13 protein-coding genes are annotated in these 18,845 nt (G+C 37.5%); 9 read left to right on the top strand and 4 right to left on the bottom strand.

Going from position 1 to position 18,845, the window contains the following annotated elements; all coding sequences use genetic code 11:
* Positions 1–67 precede the first annotated feature (67 nt).
* The 4 genes from PZ892_RS14590 to PZ892_RS14605 all read left to right on the top strand — a co-directional run bounded on the left by PZ892_RS14590 (position 68) and on the right by PZ892_RS14605 (position 7,498).
* Entirely contained in the window at positions 68–847 is a 780-nt protein-coding gene (locus tag PZ892_RS14590; protein ID WP_094257865.1) for a succinate dehydrogenase cytochrome b subunit, read from the top strand.
* Between the two features lie 49 nt (positions 848–896).
* On the top strand, positions 897–2,831 hold the full coding sequence (locus PZ892_RS14595; RefSeq protein ID WP_094257866.1) for a fumarate reductase/succinate dehydrogenase flavoprotein subunit: 1,935 nt from the start codon (positions 897–899) through the stop codon (positions 2,829–2,831).
* A 47-nt stretch (positions 2,832–2,878) separates the two neighbouring features.
* A complete protein-coding gene (locus PZ892_RS14600; RefSeq protein ID WP_179221475.1) occupies positions 2,879–3,655 on the top strand; it encodes a succinate dehydrogenase/fumarate reductase iron-sulfur subunit in 777 nt (258 codons plus the stop codon).
* Positions 3,656–3,739: 84 nt separating this feature from the next.
* Entirely contained in the window at positions 3,740–7,498 is a 3,759-nt protein-coding gene (locus PZ892_RS14605; RefSeq protein WP_094257867.1) for an ATP-binding protein, read from the top strand.
* 276 nt (positions 7,499–7,774) lie between these two features.
* Here the strand turns inward: PZ892_RS14605 and PZ892_RS14610 are convergent, their stop codons facing one another.
* From PZ892_RS14610 to PZ892_RS14620, 3 genes are all read right to left on the bottom strand, one after another.
* On the bottom strand, positions 7,775–8,716 hold the full coding sequence (locus tag PZ892_RS14610) for a hypothetical protein (RefSeq protein ID WP_094257868.1): 942 nt from the start codon (positions 8,714–8,716) through the stop codon (positions 7,775–7,777).
* 107 nt (positions 8,717–8,823) lie between these two features.
* On the bottom strand, positions 8,824–9,975 hold the full coding sequence (gene gmd, locus PZ892_RS14615; RefSeq protein ID WP_094257869.1) for a GDP-mannose 4,6-dehydratase: 1,152 nt from the start codon (positions 9,973–9,975) through the stop codon (positions 8,824–8,826).
* A gap of 181 nt (positions 9,976–10,156) precedes the next feature.
* Positions 10,157–10,723 (bottom strand): lipocalin family protein, encoded by a 567-nt coding sequence (locus PZ892_RS14620; RefSeq protein ID WP_094257870.1) that lies wholly within the window; start codon positions 10,721–10,723, stop codon positions 10,157–10,159.
* Positions 10,724–10,750: 27 nt separating this feature from the next.
* Between PZ892_RS14620 and PZ892_RS14625 the strand changes: the two genes are divergently transcribed.
* The 5 genes from PZ892_RS14625 to PZ892_RS14645 all read left to right on the top strand — a co-directional run bounded on the left by PZ892_RS14625 (position 10,751) and on the right by PZ892_RS14645 (position 17,406).
* Positions 10,751–11,110, top strand: a complete 360-nt coding sequence (locus tag PZ892_RS14625) for a hypothetical protein (RefSeq protein WP_229678326.1) — start codon at positions 10,751–10,753, stop codon at positions 11,108–11,110.
* A 17-nt stretch (positions 11,111–11,127) separates the two neighbouring features.
* Positions 11,128–12,048, top strand: coding sequence for a lysylphosphatidylglycerol synthase transmembrane domain-containing protein (locus PZ892_RS14630; RefSeq protein ID WP_094257871.1), 921 nt, complete (start codon positions 11,128–11,130; stop codon positions 12,046–12,048).
* Positions 12,048–12,758: an SDR family oxidoreductase gene (locus PZ892_RS14635; protein ID WP_182499415.1), complete on the top strand. Its 711-nt coding sequence runs from the start codon at positions 12,048–12,050 to the stop codon at positions 12,756–12,758. Before PZ892_RS14630 ends, PZ892_RS14635 begins: the two co-directional genes overlap by 1 nt.
* A gap of 247 nt (positions 12,759–13,005) precedes the next feature.
* Positions 13,006–16,014, top strand: a complete 3,009-nt coding sequence (locus PZ892_RS14640; RefSeq protein WP_094257873.1) for a TonB-dependent receptor — start codon at positions 13,006–13,008, stop codon at positions 16,012–16,014.
* Between the two features lie 18 nt (positions 16,015–16,032).
* Complete coding sequence (locus tag PZ892_RS14645; protein WP_094257874.1) at positions 16,033–17,406, top strand: RagB/SusD family nutrient uptake outer membrane protein; 1,374 nt, start codon at positions 16,033–16,035, stop codon at positions 17,404–17,406.
* Positions 17,407–17,479: 73 nt separating this feature from the next.
* Here the strand turns inward: PZ892_RS14645 and PZ892_RS14650 are convergent, their stop codons facing one another.
* Complete coding sequence (locus tag PZ892_RS14650) at positions 17,480–18,844, bottom strand: alpha/beta hydrolase (protein ID WP_277711456.1); 1,365 nt, start codon at positions 18,842–18,844, stop codon at positions 17,480–17,482.
* Position 18,845 lies beyond the last annotated feature (1 nt).

Here is an 18,845-nt window from a genome sequence, read left to right on the forward strand (position 1 = left end):
ACATAAATCTCATTTATATGTCATCAAATAGATAGATTTGCGTACTTAAATTAAATTCATAGTAATAATGAGTAAATCAAAGCCAGTATTAACATCTTCATTAGGGAAGAAACTAATCATGAGCTTGACGGGATTGTTCTTATGTACTTTCTTAATTGTTCACTTGATTGGTAACTTACAACTATTTAAAGATGATGCGGGGTATGCGTTCAACAAGTACGCTTATTTCATGACCCACTTTACCCCAATTAAAGTAGTCTCTTACTTACTTTATCTTTCAATCATTGTCCATGCAGTTTACGCCTTGATCTTAACGATGAAAAACAAGGCAGCACGTCCAATTGGCTACAATCAGTACGACGGAAAAGCGAACAGCGCGTGGAATTCTCGTAACATGGGAATCTTAGGTACTGTTCTATTAATTTTCATTGTTACGCACATGCAAAACTTCTGGTTCCAATACAAATTCGGAACAACGCCGTATGTAGAGTATCGTACAGAAGTAGCGACTGGTAATCAGGAAGTTCTTAAACTTGATGATATGCCTTCGGACTACGTTGGATATACTGAATATCAGGATGGTGCTTATGAAGTGATAAAATCTAAAGACTTATACAGACAAGTAGAAGTGACTTTCAAAAATCCTTTACTAGTTGGTTTGTATATCTTAGGAATGGCTGCTTTAGCATTCCACTTAATCCATGGTTTCCAATCAGCATTCCAAACCATTGGATTCAATCACAGACGTTACAATGGAATTATCAGAACCATCGGTGTATGGGTATTCGGAATTATTATCCCTATCCTATTCGCATCAATGCCATTGTATTTTTATTTTGTTAAATAGGTTATTTACAGATTAAGCAATAGCAAGATCTTATAAATAAATAAAGGATATGTTAGATTCAAAAGTACCTTCTGGCCCTTTGGCCGAAAAATGGTCAAAACATAAATTTGAGATGAAGCTGGTTAACCCAGCCAACAAACGTAAATTCACTATTATCGTTGTTGGTACAGGGTTAGCAGGTGCATCTGCTGCCGCTGCATTAGCAGAATTAGGCTACAATGTTAAAACTTTCTGCTACCAAGATTCTCCAAGACGCGCACACTCAATCGCAGCTCAAGGGGGTATCAACGCAGCGAAAAACTACCAAAATGACGGTGACTCGGTGTTCCGTTTATTCTATGACACCATCAAAGGTGGTGACTACCGCGCTCGTGAAGCAAACGTTTACCGTTTAGCGGAAGTTTCAGTTAATATTATCGACCAATGTGTGGCGCAAGGTGTTCCTTTCGCTCGTGAATATGGTGGTCTTTTAGACAACCGTTCTTTCGGTGGTGCTCAGGTATCCCGTACATTCTACGCTCGTGGTCAAACTGGACAACAATTATTGTTAGGTGCTTACTCCGCACTTAACCGTCAAATCGAAACTGGTAAAGTAAAATCCTATACGCGTCACGAAATGCTAGATCTAGTAAAAATCGATGGCGAAGCTAGAGGTATTATTACTCGTGACCTAGTAACTGGCGAAATCGAAGCACACGAAGGACATGCTGTATTATTGTGTACTGGAGGATATGGAAACGTGTTTTTCCTTTCTACAAACGCAATGGGATGTAATGTTACTGCTGCTTGGAGAGCTCATAAACGTGGTGCTTACTTCGCTAACCCTTGTTATACGCAAATTCACCCTACTTGTATCCCTGTAACAGGTGACCACCAATCTAAATTGACTTTGATGTCAGAGTCTTTACGTAATGATGGTCGTGTATGGGTTCCTAAGACAATTGAATTAGCTGAAAAACTTCGTAAAGGAGAATTGAAGCCAAAGGATATCAAAGAAGATGATCGAGATTACTTCTTGGAAAGAAAATATCCTTCATTTGGTAACTTAGTACCTCGTGACGTAGCTTCTCGTAACGCCAAAGAAATGGTAGACGAAGGACGCGGTGTTGGTAAAACAGGTGTTGCAGTATTCTTGGATTTCGCAGAAGCTATCCAACGTCTTGGTAAAGATGTAGTTGAAGCGAAATATGGTAACTTGTTCGACATGTATTACCAAATCACGGACGAAAATCCTTATGAACAACCAATGCGTATCTACCCTGCTGTTCACTATACAATGGGTGGTGTATGGGTTGACTACAACTTGATGACTACTGTACCTGGTTTATACTGTCTTGGAGAAGCTAACTTCTCTGACCACGGTGCTAACCGTCTTGGTGCATCTGCATTAATGCAAGGTCTTTCTGATGGTTACTTCGTAATTCCATACACTGTAGGTGATTACTTAGCGAAAATCGGAAACTTCAAACCAGTAGATAAAAACAATCCTGCTTTTGAGCAAACTCGTAAAGAAGTTGAAGAAAGAGTTAACAAATTATTATCCCTTAAAGGAAGTAAAACTGTTGATGATATCCACAAAAAATTAGGCCACATCATGTGGGAATACTGTGGAATGGCTCGTACAGCTGAAGGACTGCAAAAAGCAAAAGGATTAATCCAAGATCTTCGCAAAGAATTCTGGACTGATACAAAAGTATTGGGACAAAATGAAGAGTTGAACATGTCTTTGGAAAAAGCTGGTCGTGTTGCAGACTTTTTAGAATTAGGAGAATTAATGGTTGACGATGCTTTGAACAGAAATGAGTCTTGTGGTGGTCACTTTAGAGTGGAATCACAAACCGAAGAAGGAGAAGCAAAACGTAATGATGATGAATACACATATGTTGCGGCTTGGCAATACAATGGTGATAACCAACCGGAGATCTTGCACAAAGAGCCTTTAGTATTCGAAAACGTTAAGTTAACACAAAGAAGTTATAAATAATGCCAAATGGCTTCTTGTGAGGCCATTTGATACTCAAAATTAATATCATGAGTGCACATATGAATTTAACGCTAAAAGTTTGGCGTCAAAAAAACTCAAATGACAAAGGTCAATTCGTGACTATCCAAGCTAAAGACATCGCTGATGATATGTCTTTCTTAGAAATGCTTGACGTTGTAAACGAAGACCTAACTCGTAATGGGGAAGACCCTATCTATTTTGATCATGACTGTCGTGAAGGTATTTGTGGAATGTGCTCCCTAGTGATCAATGGACGTCCGCACGGACCTAAATATGGTATCACTACTTGTCAGTTACATATGCGTTCTTTCCACGATGGACAAACAATCGTAATTGAACCTTGGAGAGCTTCTGCATTCCCAGTATTGAAAGATTTAGCTGTAGATAGAACTTCTTTCGATAGAATTCAACAAGCTGGTGGTTATATCAATATCAATACAGGTGGTCCTCAAGATGCTAACAACATCTTAATTCCGAAAAGAATTGCTGACGAAGCTTTCGAATCAGCTACTTGTATCGGATGTGGAGCATGTGTAGCAGCATGTAAAAATGCTTCTGCTATGCTATTCGTATCGGCTAAGATTTCTCAATTTGCCCTTTTACCTCAAGGTCAAACTGAACGCTACGAACGTGCGCAAGCAATGGTAGACCAAATGGACGCTGAAGGCTTTGGTAACTGTACAAACACAGGAGCTTGTGAAGCAGAATGTCCTAAAGGAATTAAATTAACTAACATCGCAAGAATGAACCGTGAGTATTTTACGGCCAAATTCTTCCGTCAAGAAGACGTTCACCAACACTAAGGTCGAATTTCTCTATAAAACTCCTCGTAAAATTATTTGCGAGGAGTTTTTTATTTATATTTACCCATTAGTAACTGTAGATAAATGGGTAACAAAATAAGAATACTCTTACTTATCCTGACCGTATCTTTCCTTGCTACAGCCATCATGATTAATAAAATGGTAACCAAGGATGATATGTTAGAATTGGATACCAGAACACTTTCAAATAACATTCATGATTATGAGGAAATAGTAGACCACATTTATGCGGATTCTAACCTTATGAAGGCTTTTGTGAATGTTGAAGTCTACCCCTCCCAGGTACTCGATGTCACAAAGAAATATGGCGATAAATACAAGATATTCTTTTATATCTATAAAGATCATAAACCAATATTTTGGAGTAATAACATCTATGTCCCTCTAACCGATAGCGGAATCCAATCCGATGTTGTATTTGTCCGCGAGGACAATAGATCTTTTATAATCAAACGGAAAGCTTTAACCTCAAACACTTCCGTTCTTGCCCTGATCCCCATAAAAACCCATTTCTCAATCAGTAATGAATACTTGGTCAATCAATTCTTCACCGAATTGCTTTCAACCAATAACCTTACAATTGCAGATTATACAGATACGGAAAATATTAAGAACATTTACAGTAAGAACGGTTCCTACCTCTTCTCTGTAAAACTTAATCCAGGCAAGCATGATAATATCTTTATGGATATCCAATTTATCTGTTGGATCTTCGCTTCGATATGCTTCCTGATTTTGGTAAACAACATTTGTTTGATGATTGCCAAAAACGGAAAACCTTGGTTTTCACTCGCATTCTTTGCTTTTACCTTGGTCCTGACCCGATATGTCGACCTCAATACCAACTGGCTGGCTTCTTCGTCCAGTATTGGGTTGTTCGACCCGAAGTATTATGCCTATAGTCCTCTCCTACCAAACCTGTGGGGCTTCTTTATGACCACCCTCCTTGTAGGTTGGTTGGTATTCTATTTTAGAGCAATTCAACCTTATTTGAAAATCAATCTAAGAAAGCTGTCACCTAATGTGGCCACCATAATTGGTTTAACTTCGATATTAGGAATATATTTTATTAGTAATCTCCTATTTTTCCACTTATCGACCCTGATTACGAATAGTACAGAAGTCACTCTAGATTTAACAAACCTACTATCTTTCAACTCCTACAGTTGGTTGAATATATTGATCATGTGTATCAATATGGTCATTCTCCTGTATTTTATCGATACGCTGGTTAATATCTTAAAGTCCATTCTTCCTAATACAACTTCATTCCTCAACATTCAATTGATCGCTTTAGTATCGGCGATAATCTTGAATGCCATATTAGTTGGCGACAATACCTTTTTTAACATCTTCCTGGCCGGTATTATTATGCTTAGGGCATATAGCAAGCTCAAGGTGAATCTTGCCATGTCGACCTTTATTCTAACCTTGATCTTCCTTGCCTTTATGACTACTTCGGTTTACACCCGAAGCCTTGAAGCCAAAGTTGAAAGGGACATGCGGGTAACGGTGAATCAATTGGAAGCAGAGGATGACTTGAATGCTACCGCATTATTCGTGGAGCTGGAAAAAAAGATAATTGCTGATGAAGGACTGAGACAATCATTCGCAATAAGCCTACCGAATACTCAAATTGATATCATTAATGATTATATCAAGAATACTTATTTCGCAGGCTATTTATCCAAGTTTGAGTATAGCGGCTTTTATTATTACAATGATATTCCTTTAGGAAATTACGATAACAATAAAATTGATGAATATCGGGAAAAAGTAATCAATAAATCAACCAAGGTTCAACAGACTGAACATTTCTATAGAGTTAGAAGTGATTTAGGAACGCATGAATATTTCCTCCAATTCGATATTCCTATTGATACAGCTGAGGACAAAGTAGTACAAGTTTTCTTGAACTTAAAAAATAGGGCTTATGGTACTGCAATGCCATATCCTGAAATATTGTCTGATAGCAAGGTGGAGTTTATCCGTGGATACCAAAGTAATTCAACCTCCTTTGCCCTATATCGCGATGGCTCTTTAGTTACGCAGAATGGCTCTTTCACCTATCCCAATAAGGATGATGCCTTCGGTGGCAAGGTCCAACAATATGTCAACCTGGATGATTACAATGGCTATTTCAATGTGGTTTATAAACCAGATGCAAATACAACCCTCGTCGTCAGTACACCGCAACTGAGTTTGTGGCAATCGGTGGCTGTATTCTCATTCCTGTTCCTCTGTCTTTACATTTACTTCTTGATTTTTGATAGTATCAAGTACTTCTTCAGTACCATCACCCAGAAATCATTTAATTTCAGAAGTATTAAATACCACTTTAAATTATTATTAAACCGCATCCAATATAGTACTCGTATCCAAACCATGATTATCGGGGTGGTGATATTTGCCATTGTAATCTCCGGATTCATCTCCTTTATCAGTATTTCGGGCCAACTTGAAAAAACAAAAGTCCAACAACGCCTGACTTACATCATGGATGTGGTGAAAAAGATTGAAAGCAAGATCCAGTCATCAGATAATCTAACAGAATCGCAGATCCAAGATTTTGTAAAGGAATTTTCTGAAACTTCCGTTACGGATATCAACCTATATAACAAAAACGGTAAGTTGATCTTCACTTCCCAACCCAAAATCTATGATATGGCATTGGTTTCCAAGTTTATCAATCCCATAGCATTCAATAACCTGAATGTGCTTAAAAAATCGGATTCATTTATCAAGGAAAATGTGGTCTCATTTGAGTATAATTCAAGTTATGCCACCATTAAGAATAATGAATACAATAATATCCTCTTTCTGAACATTCCTTATTTTACTTCCGTAGAAGAGGAAAATGAGAGTCAGAATTTATTATTGAACACTTTATTAAATATCTATACCATCATTATCCTAGGACTGGGATTCTTAACGGTTATGGTTGCAAATTCCATTACCAAACCTTTAAATCTAATCGGAAGAAAACTATCCCAGACTATTTTTAGTAATAAACCCAATGAGCCACTTTATTGGGAACGTGATGATGAGATAGGAGCATTGGTCAAGGAATACAATTTCATGATTGTTAAGTTGGAAGAAAATGCAAAACAGTTGATGAATGCGGAAAGGGAATATGCATGGCGTGAAATGGCCAAGCAAATTGCCCACGAGATCAAAAATCCATTGACTCCAATGAAATTGGGTATACAGCAATTAACAAGAAGTTATACCGAGAATGACCCCCGTTTTGAAGAACGTTTCTTTAGAATATCGAATTCATTTATTGAACAGATCAATAGTTTGAGTAAGATTGCAACGGAATTTTCAAACTTTGCCAAGCTGCCGGATACCAATCTTGCTAAGATCAATCTGATTGAAAAAATCAATAAATCAGCGAATGTTTATCACAATAACCATAATACCTATATTAAGATCATCAACAATACAGATGATGAAAATGTCTATGTATTAGGCGATAGAGACCAGCTCTTGCGAACATTCAACAACCTGATAAAAAACTCAATTGAAGCCTCTATAGGGCGTAAAAAACACCTTATCAGCATTCTAATCGAGTATGTTGATGAAGACAAGATAAAAATCATTGTCAAAGACAATGGAATGGGAATCCCAGCAAACGTTATCCCGAAAATCTTCCAGCCTAACTTCACTACGAAGAGCTCTGGAACTGGTCTAGGATTAGCATTTGTGAAGAAAACAGTCGAATCTATGCATGGAGATATTACCTTCGTCACCTTCGAAGGCATAGGGACAACCTTTACGATTACCCTACCTAAGTTTAAAGAGAGTGACTTAGAAAAATAAATTGTTTCGTAAATAGAACTTATTTACGAAACAATTTAGATAATATCTGTTATCTCCAAAGTATTCACTCCCGGTCAGCAAAACTTACCTTAGTCATCATTCTCTGGAGATGTAGAATCCAAGTTGCCTTCATTAATGATACCAAGATTCTTTGAACCTGCTGATCAATATGAATGTGTTCTTATTTGAGTATAGAAACTTCAGCTCCCACTTAAACCCACAAAAAAAAGGAGCTGAATAAATCAACTCCTTCCTCGTTTAAAAATAATAACCTTTTTATTTTAAAACCACAGAAGATCTACCCATAATGGCGTCATCTGCATATAGTAAAATCGTATAGGCTCCTTTTTGGAACTTATGATTAGGATCTGACCACATAAATTGATATTCCTGACCATTGTTATTGAACTCAATACTTTCTTTGAAAGTATACTGAAGTTTCTCACCATGAACTAGGAATAAATCCTCAGAATTCGCAATCAAATTGCCTTTAGGATTAATGATTCTTACATAGATTTCTTTCTTACCCATGCTAGCAAGTGGATTGTCAGCAATCGTAAAGTCTATTTGTAATCTATCAATGCGTTTAGCCTTATTCTCATTCTCCAGTGAACCATTTCTCTTCTCTTCGATACCATTGATATGCACATTAGAAACTTTGATTGAAGATGCTTTCGCAATCTTATCAGTTAGCTCATTCCTCTCAGAGATGAGATGATTAGTCTTAATCTCAGATTCCTTTACCTGCTTATCCAGCTGGGAATTAGTTTCTGCCAGCAATTGATTCTTGATTTTTAAGGCCGTGACATCATCCTTCATTTTTGAAACCTGATCCTTCAATTGGGAAACTTCTAATTTAGCTGTCTCAATTTGAGGACCTGAAATCTCATTGTTTTCCAGTCCTTTTCGCAATTCCTCAATTTTCTGTCTTGCTGACTGTTCAGCTGATACTAAGGCAGCAGTGCTCGAAATACCTTCTGATTTGATGTTATCAAGTTCTGCCTCGATACGATCAATCTCAATCTGTAAATTCTCTTTCTGCAAAGTCACGGTATAAAGCTTCTCTCCAGAAGACTTATACTTCACATAAAAATATATGTTGGTTGCTAGTAATGCTGCTATTGCAATCACGAAAAAGTAGATCTTAGAATTATCCCGTTTTACTACCGGGGCGACTTGCGCTTCTTGTGAATCTATCTTATTAACGTCTGTTTTCATTCCGTTTTTTCTCCAAATAATTGATTAGTAATATTTACTAAACAATTTCAAAATGAATATTTAATATTTAATTAATCTTTGAAAGCAAAAATTGTTCCAACTTACTGTTATTCAAAATAATTTAGAATATCAAAGCCTCCCTTTTTTAAATATTCCTCCCGCTGCATTAACTTCAGGTCACACAATACCATCTCGTTAACAAGCATTTCTAAGTCGTATTTGGGTTTCCAACCTAGTTTTGTATTCGCTTTACTCGGATCTCCGATTAGTAAATCAACTTCTGTAGGTCGATAATAACTTGGATCTACTTTGACAATCGTTTGACCAAGCTTAATCTTTTCAGGATCAAGACCTAACGCTTTTATTCTTTCATCATCCCGGTCGATGATGACTCCTTTTTCTGCCTCGCCTTTCCCCGAGAACTCTACTTCGATTCCTAATTCAGCAAAAGACATTCTTACAAACTCCCTTACGGTAGTCGTCACACCTGTCGCAATCACAAAGTCTTCAGCGGTCTCTTGTTGTAATATCAACCACATCGCCTCTACATAATCCTTCGCATGCCCCCAATCTCTTTGTGCAGAAAGGTTACCTAAATATAATTTATCCTGAAGTCCCAATGCAATTTTCGCAGCGGCTCTTGTGATCTTCCTAGTTACGAATGTTTCACCACGGACAGGACTTTCATGGTTGAATAAAATACCATTACAAGCGTACATGCCATAGGCTTCTCTATAATTCACGGTAATCCAATATCCATACAATTTAGCAACTGCATATGGGCTACGTGGATAAAATGGAGTGGTTTCACTCTGCGGAACAGCTTGTACCAAACCATATAATTCTGATGTAGATGCTTGGTAGATTCGGGTATGCTCTGCTAATCCCAATAACCTTACAGCTTCTAATATCCTTAAAGTTCCTAATCCATCTGCATTAGCAGTATATTCAGGGGTATCAAAACTTACTTTTACATGGGATTGTGCCGCCAAATTATAGATTTCATGGGGCTTCGTCTCTTGAATGATACGAATCAAATTCGTGGAATCGGTCAAATCACCATAATGAAGGACAAAATTCCGACCCAATTGGTGTGGGTCTTGATATAAATGGTCGATACGGTCGGTATTAAATAAAGAACTTCTTCTTTTCAACCCATGCACGATATAGCCTTTTTTTAATAAAAATTCCGCTAAATATGCTCCGTCTTGACCCGTTATCCCGGTAATTAGAGCAACTTTATTGTTTTCTTGACTCATTCTAAATGTTATAACAGGACAAATATATAGATTTCAAACAAACCATTAATAAAATCCGTATGCAAATCCTATTTTAAATACGGTAATCCTCAATTTATTGAGTTTTCTTGGAGCTTAAAATTCCAAACAAAAAAAGCCATGGATTTCTCCACGGCTTGCATTCAAAAATTCTTTAATGGAATTACTCCCCAGCTCTGCTAAATTTCAACACCAAATTCCCATTCTTACCATCATTTAAAGCAACTGGTAAACGCATTTCCAATGAGTTTTCATCAGCATACGACAAATCCAAACGGTAACCACTAGTTACGTTAGATGCTTTATCTCCTGCGTAGATCTTCTTGAATTGGAAAGATGGTTGACCACCTGTTTTTCCAGGATTGAAAATTGACCAAACAATTGTACGAACGGTTCCACTTGCACATAGATTTCCTTCGGCATTAAATGTAATGCTACCACGTTGGTTGCCACCCGGTAAATCCCATTGTGAACCAATGAAACAATCTACTGGTGCCTCATCAAACATATTTTTCACCGTATAGCTGCTCGGAATATTTTCGCGAGTTACGGAATTTAAAATCCATGTACCCTTAACTCCAGAACGCCACTGCGATGCAGACGGACCTTCAGCAGAAGTCGTACCTGTTGATTCTGTACCCCCTGAAGTTCCTTTTCTAGGAGCTCCACAACTACCTAATACTAACAATGCTGTTAATAAAGATAAAAACGAAATAATACGTTTATGCATATTACAAATTTTAAAATAGTATAATAAATGTATATTAGTAAACAAAAAACTCAATTTTCATTGATGAACAATACTTCCAAAAATCATACCATAAGCAAAATCGTAGCCAAAGCTATTCTTAGACTTGTATTGATCATTCTAATCGTTGGAATCGTTTTCGCTTTTAGCAAAGATGCTAAAATACTAGAGAATATTTCCTTAAATTTTCCAAACAAATGGGCTATATTTGCCCCCATTTCCTTGTTTATCATCTTTATCATTTTGATGTTCATGATGTTAAAGGAAAAATACAACAGAATTGATTTTAATTGGTTGTTTAGCTTATGTGGTGGGTTCTTACTGATCTATCTGATTTTATTCTACTCCCGCATATATCCAATGCTATAATTTACAGCAATATTTAAATGGAAAAATCAAAGATTTGGGAAATCATTAAAAATATTTTTAAAGTACTCATCACTGTCGCTGCACTGTACTGGGTTTCCACAAAAATATCCTTCAAGGAACTTACTGAAGTACTTAAAAATAGCAATCCTCTATACTTATTCTTTGCCCTATTAGCGTATATTGGATCCATCTTGGTCGCTTCATCACGCCTAAATTCCTTCTTTAAAGCTATTGGTCTGCAATTGACAGAACGCTATAATTTTAGACTTTACCAGCTGGGACTCTTGTATAACTTCTTTTTGCCAGGTGGAATTGGTGGTGATGGTTATAAAATATTCTTCCTCAAAAAGAATTTTCAAATCTCTAGAAGAAAAGTCTTGGGTGCCGTATTTTTTGACCGACTTTCAGGTTTATGGGCTCTTTGTATTATCATCGGTGCGCTGATTATCTTTATGCCCCGTTTAGCAATTCCTAATGCCGTAACAATTGCCACTCTATTGATTGGAACAATCAGTTATCTCTATGTCTTGCGCCTCTTTTTTAAGCAATTCCTGAAGAATTTTATCACAACACATTTTAAGGCTTTATGTGTTCAAGGTTTTCAAACCCTGACCGCAATATGCATTCTATATGCCATGAATTTTGACGGCAAATTCGCACCTTTCTTATTGATATTTATGGTATCCTCTCTCGTAGCCATTGTCCCTTCTATCGGTGGAGCAATTGGACTGAGAGAATCCGTTATATTCAGCTTGGCAACCTATTTAAAATTAGACCCACATATAGCTGTTACAATCAGCTTGATCTTCTATATCATTTCTTTGTTAGTAGCATCAAGCGGAATTTATTACATCTTTAGACCGCAACGTCTCGGAGCAGATAAATTACCTTCAGCAAAAGAAGTGGAAGAAGAAATCGAAAAAGAAGAGGAAGAATAATGGCTAATATCATCATTACAGGAGCTAGCAGCGGAATAGGATTTGAAGCTGTACTAGACTTAACAGCAAATAAAGAGAATAAGGTTATCGCATTGGCTAGATCAGCTGATAAACTTAGAAAATTACATGAGATCGCATCTTCATTAAACCATGATGGTGGCACCTTATATCCAGCGCAATTTGATATCGTATTTGATAATTATCCTGAATCATTAGTCCCTTTCATTCAATCTAGATTTGACAAAGTTGATATCCTGATAAATAATGCAGGGGCATTGATCAACAAACCCTTTATGGAAACCAGCCTAGAGGATGTTTCTCAAATGTTTCAGTCTAATTTCCTAGGCCATGTTCAAATGATCCAACATATCGTCCCTTTAATGAAGGAGTCCGGACATATTGTTAATATCAGCAGCATGGGTGGATTCCAAGGATCTTCTAAGTTCCCTGGTTTATCTGCTTATTCAGCCAGTAAAGGCGCATTAGCGATTTTGACAGAATGCTTGGCGGAAGAGTTAAAAGATAAAAATATCAAAGTCAATTGCCTTGCTCTTGGATCTTCACAAACTGAAATGTTTGAAGCCGCTTTCCCTGGTGCTCAAGCCGGAACTCTGGCTTTTGAGATGGGAAGATATATCGCAGAGTTTGCACAAAATGGACACAAATATTACAATGGCAAAATTTTACCGGTAGCTAATACAACCCCTTAATAAATAATAAAAATTTTATTCAAGAAAACGGCTAAACTATTGAAATAGGTTAGCCGTTTATTTTTTTAAACCTTTCCTAAAGATTATTAAATTTTTCCATCCATCTTATCGAGATTCACTAAAAATATATGAAATAAATCATATAGATAATGAAATTTTTCTATATTTAATTAACTAAAAAAGCCTAAAGGAGCTCGAACAACTCCTCTTTGATTGAATATTTAATCTAACTGAAACTAAACAAATTATGAAAAGAAAAGTACTATTTTTCATAACATTTTGTCTCCTCCACATTGTGGCCTTCGGACAAAATCAAGTTATTACAGGTACAGTAACCGATGCTGTAACCAATCAACCGATTTCAGGAGTAACAATTCGTGCTGTAGGCAGTAATTCTGCCGCTCAATCCGACGCGGATGGTAAATATGAAATCGGTGTAAACTCCGCCATTAAAGCCCTACATTTTTCCTATGTAGGCTATAGCTCCCAACAAGTAAATATTCAGGGAAACTCCGTAATCAACATCCAATTATCGCAAGCTGCTGCTGACTTGGATGAAATTGTCGTTGTTGGTTATGGTACACAGGTAAAAAAAGATATGACTGGATCTGTGGCCACCGTTAAGATGTCTGATCTGGAAGATGTGCCTTTGCAAACTGTGGAAAGTGCTCTCCAAGGTCGAGCACCCGGGGTATTTGTAAATTCAAGCTCTGGTAAATTAGGCCAGGCCCTTCAAATTAGAGTACGAGGTATTTCTTCTATATCTGCAGGAACTCAACCACTTTATGTTATTGATGGGATTCCTATTATTTCTACTGCTATGGGAACTTATGATGAACCTGATAACCCATTAGCTGCAATTAGCCCTGAAGACATCGAATCATTGGATGTCTTAAAAGATGCTGCCGCTACAGCTATTTATGGTGCTCGCGGTTCTAATGGTGTAGTTATTATTACAACCAAAAAAGGTAAAGCTGGCCGTACTAATTTTGACCTCGGATATTTTGCTGGATTTAGTGATGCAACAAAAAAAGGTGAATTCCTTAATGCGGATCAGTACAAAGAACTCCTTGGTACTGCACTTAACAACGGTGGATATATTGGAAATGGACCAGACCAATACCCAACTCTTTCTGAATTCTGGCAAGACTGGACCGGGACGGATGACTGGGATAAAAACTACAATAGTAACTGGGTAAATGAAGGCTTAAAGAGAGGTAGCATCCAACAAATAAACTTAACTGCATCAGGCGGTGATGCTAAAACCAGATTTATTGCATCGGGTAGTTACAATGATAATAAAGGTATTATCGTAGGAAACCGCTTCGTAAGAACATCGGGTCGCTTAGGCTTAGATCATACTGCTAATTCATGGTTAGACTTAGGTGGTACAATCAATATCAACAAAACTGACAACTATCGTGTAAGTAGTGATAATGCCTTCTCAAACCCTCTTCAACTAAATGCTCTTCCTCCGATTCAACCGATTAGAGATGAAAATGGTGAATTAAATAAATACACCGTTTATTATAACAACTTGATCGACCTTGAAAACGGAAAAAATCTTTCTAACACCTACCGTACGTTCGCAACAGCTTATGCAGCCGCGAAAATCACTCCAAACCTAAGCTTCCGTTCGGAATATGGTATGGATTTCCAAAACCTTGAAGAAGAAATATTTTTAGGTTCTAGAACGCAAGATGGTGGTGATGTAGGTGGATATGGATGGAATTACCAAGCCCGTTCAATAAACTTTAATACAAACAATACCTTAAACTATAACAAGACATTTAATGAAGTCCATGACTTCAGTGCAATGCTAGGTATGGCTTATCAAGAAGGCCAATTTAGGTATACCATGGCTGAAGGTAAAGGATTCCCTTCGGATCAATTTACTAAGATCATCTCGGCAGCCTTGAAATCTGACGCTAGTTCTTCGGAATCTCGCTTCTCCTTCTTGTCTTATTTTGCGAGGGTAAATTACAAATTCAAAAACAAGTACTTGTTGGAAGCCACCGTACGTACAGATGGTTCGTCTAGATTTGGTAAAGACAGACGTTATGGAACTTTCCCTGCAGGTTCAATTGGATGGGTAATTTCTGAAGAAGACTTCCTAAAAGGAAATCCTACGCTTTCCTTCTTAAAACTAAGAGCAAGTTATGGCCGTACGGGTAATGCTGAAATTGATAACTTCGGATCTAGAACTTTGTACACTGGTGCTAACTATGCTGGAGTACCAGGTACCGTTCCTTTGAGATTAGGTGATGAAAAATTAACCTGGGAAAATACAGCTTCCAGTAACTTTGGTCTCGATTTCGGGTTCTTTAATGATCGCTTATCCGGTACTGTAGATGCCTATTTCAAAAAAACAACAGACCTGTTATTGAATGTTCCAATTGAATCTACCAATGGTTTCACTTCTATCCTACAAAATGTCGGCGATATGCAAAACCGAGGTATGGAAATTTCATTAAACTCTAGAAACTTTGTCGGCGAATTCAAATGGAGCACATCTTTCAATATTTCTTTCAACAAAAACAAAATCTTGAAATTGGTAGATGGTCAACCAATTTATCCAGGTGGTCGATACTTAGGTAGAATTGAAGAAGGAATGCCTTATGGATTCTTTTATGGTAAAGCTTATGCTGGGGTAGATACTGAAAATGGAGATGCATTGTACTATAAGGATGATAGCAGAACGGCAACAACAAATGACTATGCTGAAGCTGAAAACCAATGGCTTGGTGACCCGAATCCTAAGTTTTATGGTGGCTTTGGGAATAACTTCTCCTACAAAAGCTTTGACTTAGCTATTCAGACTCAATTTGTCTACGGAAATGATATCTATAATGCTGCCGGAGGATTCCAATCTACTAACGGTGATTATTTTGATAACCAAACCCTGGATCAAATGAATTATTGGAAAAATCCAGGTGATGTTACGATGATTCCTCAACCTCGTTTTGATGAAGGAAATGGTACTCGTCCTTCTTCTCGTTATATTCAGGATGGTTCTTACTTCCGTGTGAAAAATGTGATTCTTGGTTACAACTTACCTCATAGCATTGCTAACAAAGCTTATATGCAAAATGCTCGTATTTATGTTTCCGCTACTAACTTGTTCACTTTCACAAAATACAATGGCTATGATCCGGAAATCAACACCACTTTCGCTGGAAGTTACCAATTGGGGACAGATTTCTATACATCGCCTCAACCAAGAACAATCACATTCGGAATCAATTTAGGTTTTTAATCCAATAAGCGAATTATCATGAACTTTATTAAATATATAAGTATTCCCGCAGTAGCAGTCGTATTGACCTTAGGATCCTGCGCAAATAAATTAAATATTGAGCCTGTTGACGATATTTCAGCAGAAAAAGCGCTCTCAACGCCATCAGATGTAAACAATGCCTTAACTGGCGCATATACCATCATTGCCAAAGGTGCTTTATACGGAACTAACCTAGTGATGGTTCCTGATTTATATGCTAGCCCTGGCTATTTGAATTGGACCGGTACTTTCTCTACCTATAGAGACATCTCCAATCAAAATATTATTTCAACTAATGAAGATGTAACCCGGACCTGGACCACAGCATACCAAGCTATTAATGCCGCCAATACGGTATTGGAAGCTCTACCCATTATTACTGATGAAGATATGAAATCGGAAATCGAAGGGAAAGCCCTTTTCATCCGTGGAATCATGTACTTTGAATTGGTCAGACTCTACGGACTACCGTATGAAGCCGGTGCAGCAAATTCTAGCCCAGGTGTTCCAATCGCCTTAAAAGCGGTTACTAAATTTGACGACCTTATCAAAGGAATAACCAGAAGCTCCGTAGCGGATAGCTATGCACAAGCAGAAAAAGACCTCTTGGCTTCCATTTCTAAATTAGCAGACTACCCTTCGGATCTCGCAGCTTCTAAAGCCATGCTAGCCAGATTATACCTACAGCAAGGTAAATATGACAAAGCCCGCGATTTAGCAAATGACATCATCGAAAGTGGTGACTTCGAACTGACCGCAACCCTTGAAGAACCTTTCAGAACCCCAAATTCATCAGAAGGGGTATTTGAAATTCAACAAAGTGAACAAAGTAACGCTGGTTCTTCAAACGATGGTTTAGCAACCTTCTATTCTAGCTATGTCAATAAGACAGGTGGTGATGTTGGTCGTGGTGACTTGAGTGTCTTAAACTCTTATTACTTAAGCTTTGATGAAAATGATAAACGTAGAACGGAAATGATCTACAAAGGAGATGGTGCAAAATCTGGATGGTTCACAAGAAAATGGTATAATTACTTCGATAATATCCCAGTGGTTCGTTTGACAGATTTATACTTGATGAGAGCAGAATGTAATGTGAGATTAGGAACAGCAATTGGAGACACTCCTTTAAACGATATCAATACTATTCGCGAAAGAGCCGGATTAGAGGATCTAACATCGGTAAATATCACTAGTGTTCTTGCTGAAAGAGACAAGGAGTTAGCTTTCGAAGGATATAGATTGCATGATCTAAAAAGAACGAAGAGAAATATTGGTAGCATGCCATATAATTCTCCAAAACTGGTATATCCTATCCCATATCGCGAGATTTCTGTGAACTCTGCATTGACGCAAAACCCTGGATATTAATCAAAATAGCCATTAAAAATAAAACGGCATCGATAAGAATCGATGCCGTTTCTGTTTAATTCTAAGTATGCTTTTACAATGATTTAATCCAGCTTGCCAAATCTTTCATTAATTCACTGTTTATTGTTTCTTCAATTTCTGAATATTCCCCTACTGCTCCAGTTTTAGCATTTTGGAATAAATGGTTGAAACTTGGGTAAATCTTCAAGTGGTCCTTTTTATTTTTTGGAAGGTTCTTGTTCAAACTTTCCATATTCTCTGTTGCCGGAACCTGAATATCCTTGCCCCCAAAAGCAGCAAATACTGGAATCTTTATTTTCTGGATAAATGGAACAGGATCTATTTTGATAAAATGTCGAAACCATGGAGTAACCAATGCTCCGATTTGGTCTGCACCTTCCATATTCTGACTACCATTCACCGATTTTAAATTATTACGAATCGCATCAAAGGCTTGGTCACTCGGTAAATCAGAAGCCATAATCTCATAATTCCTTTTTATCATGGCCAATTCATCAGGAGAAATAGTCTTCCCTAGTGATTTCATCACCGCAGCATTTTGCAATAACATTAAGGAATCCATCGGAATCGTTGGACCAGCCAAAGTCACAATAAAATTTAATCCACTCGTTTGCTGGCCAGCCAAGATACTCGCGATCAAGCCCCCTTCACTGTGTCCAATAATACCTACTTTGTTAGGATCTACTTGAGCTTGTTTTCTTAAAAATCCTAAAGCGGCCAGAACATCTTTTCCAAAATCTCCCGTGGTTGCTTTGCTGTAATTACCAGTGGATTTTCCTACTCCTCGATCATCATAGCGCAATACAATAATATTATTTTTTGTAAGGTAATCGGACAATACCTTGAAGGGTTCATGTCCCATCAAGGTCTCATTTCGATCCTGAGGTCCACTTCCACTAACCAAAACTACTGCAGGATATTTTCCTGGCTCTTTCGGCTTGGTAATCGTACCGGCTAAAGTTACCTTATCAATTGAGTTTTCAAATGTTACATCAACCGTATCATAGGAATATGGAGGATTAACACGTTGACTACGTTTATAAGTTCCTTCTTTTGAAGCTTCATCCGCCGTTAATCGCTGTAAAACTAAGTTAGTCTTCATTGCACCTTGCTGAAAGGTCCCATGGATCTCATTACGATCAGAACCAATCTTTCCATGGTATTTAACTCCCATATTCTTTAATTCTACATAAATAGAATCTCCCGAAGCTGTAATACTGCTCAATGGAAATCGGTTCGTGCTTTGTTTAGGACTTTGCATGCTTCCTTCCCAACCCCCATTGTATTTAAACTCAAATATCAATGGCAATTCCATTCCTGAAACTTGCAGGCTCCCTTTCCAATTCCCCTCAAAGGATTGTGAAAACCCTAATGAGCAGGAGCAGAATAAAACCAAAATCAAAAAATAATTCTTCATA

Source organism: Sphingobacterium sp. WM (genome assembly GCF_029542465.1).
Classification (GTDB): Bacteria; Bacteroidota; Bacteroidia; order Sphingobacteriales; family Sphingobacteriaceae; genus Sphingobacterium; species Sphingobacterium cellulitidis.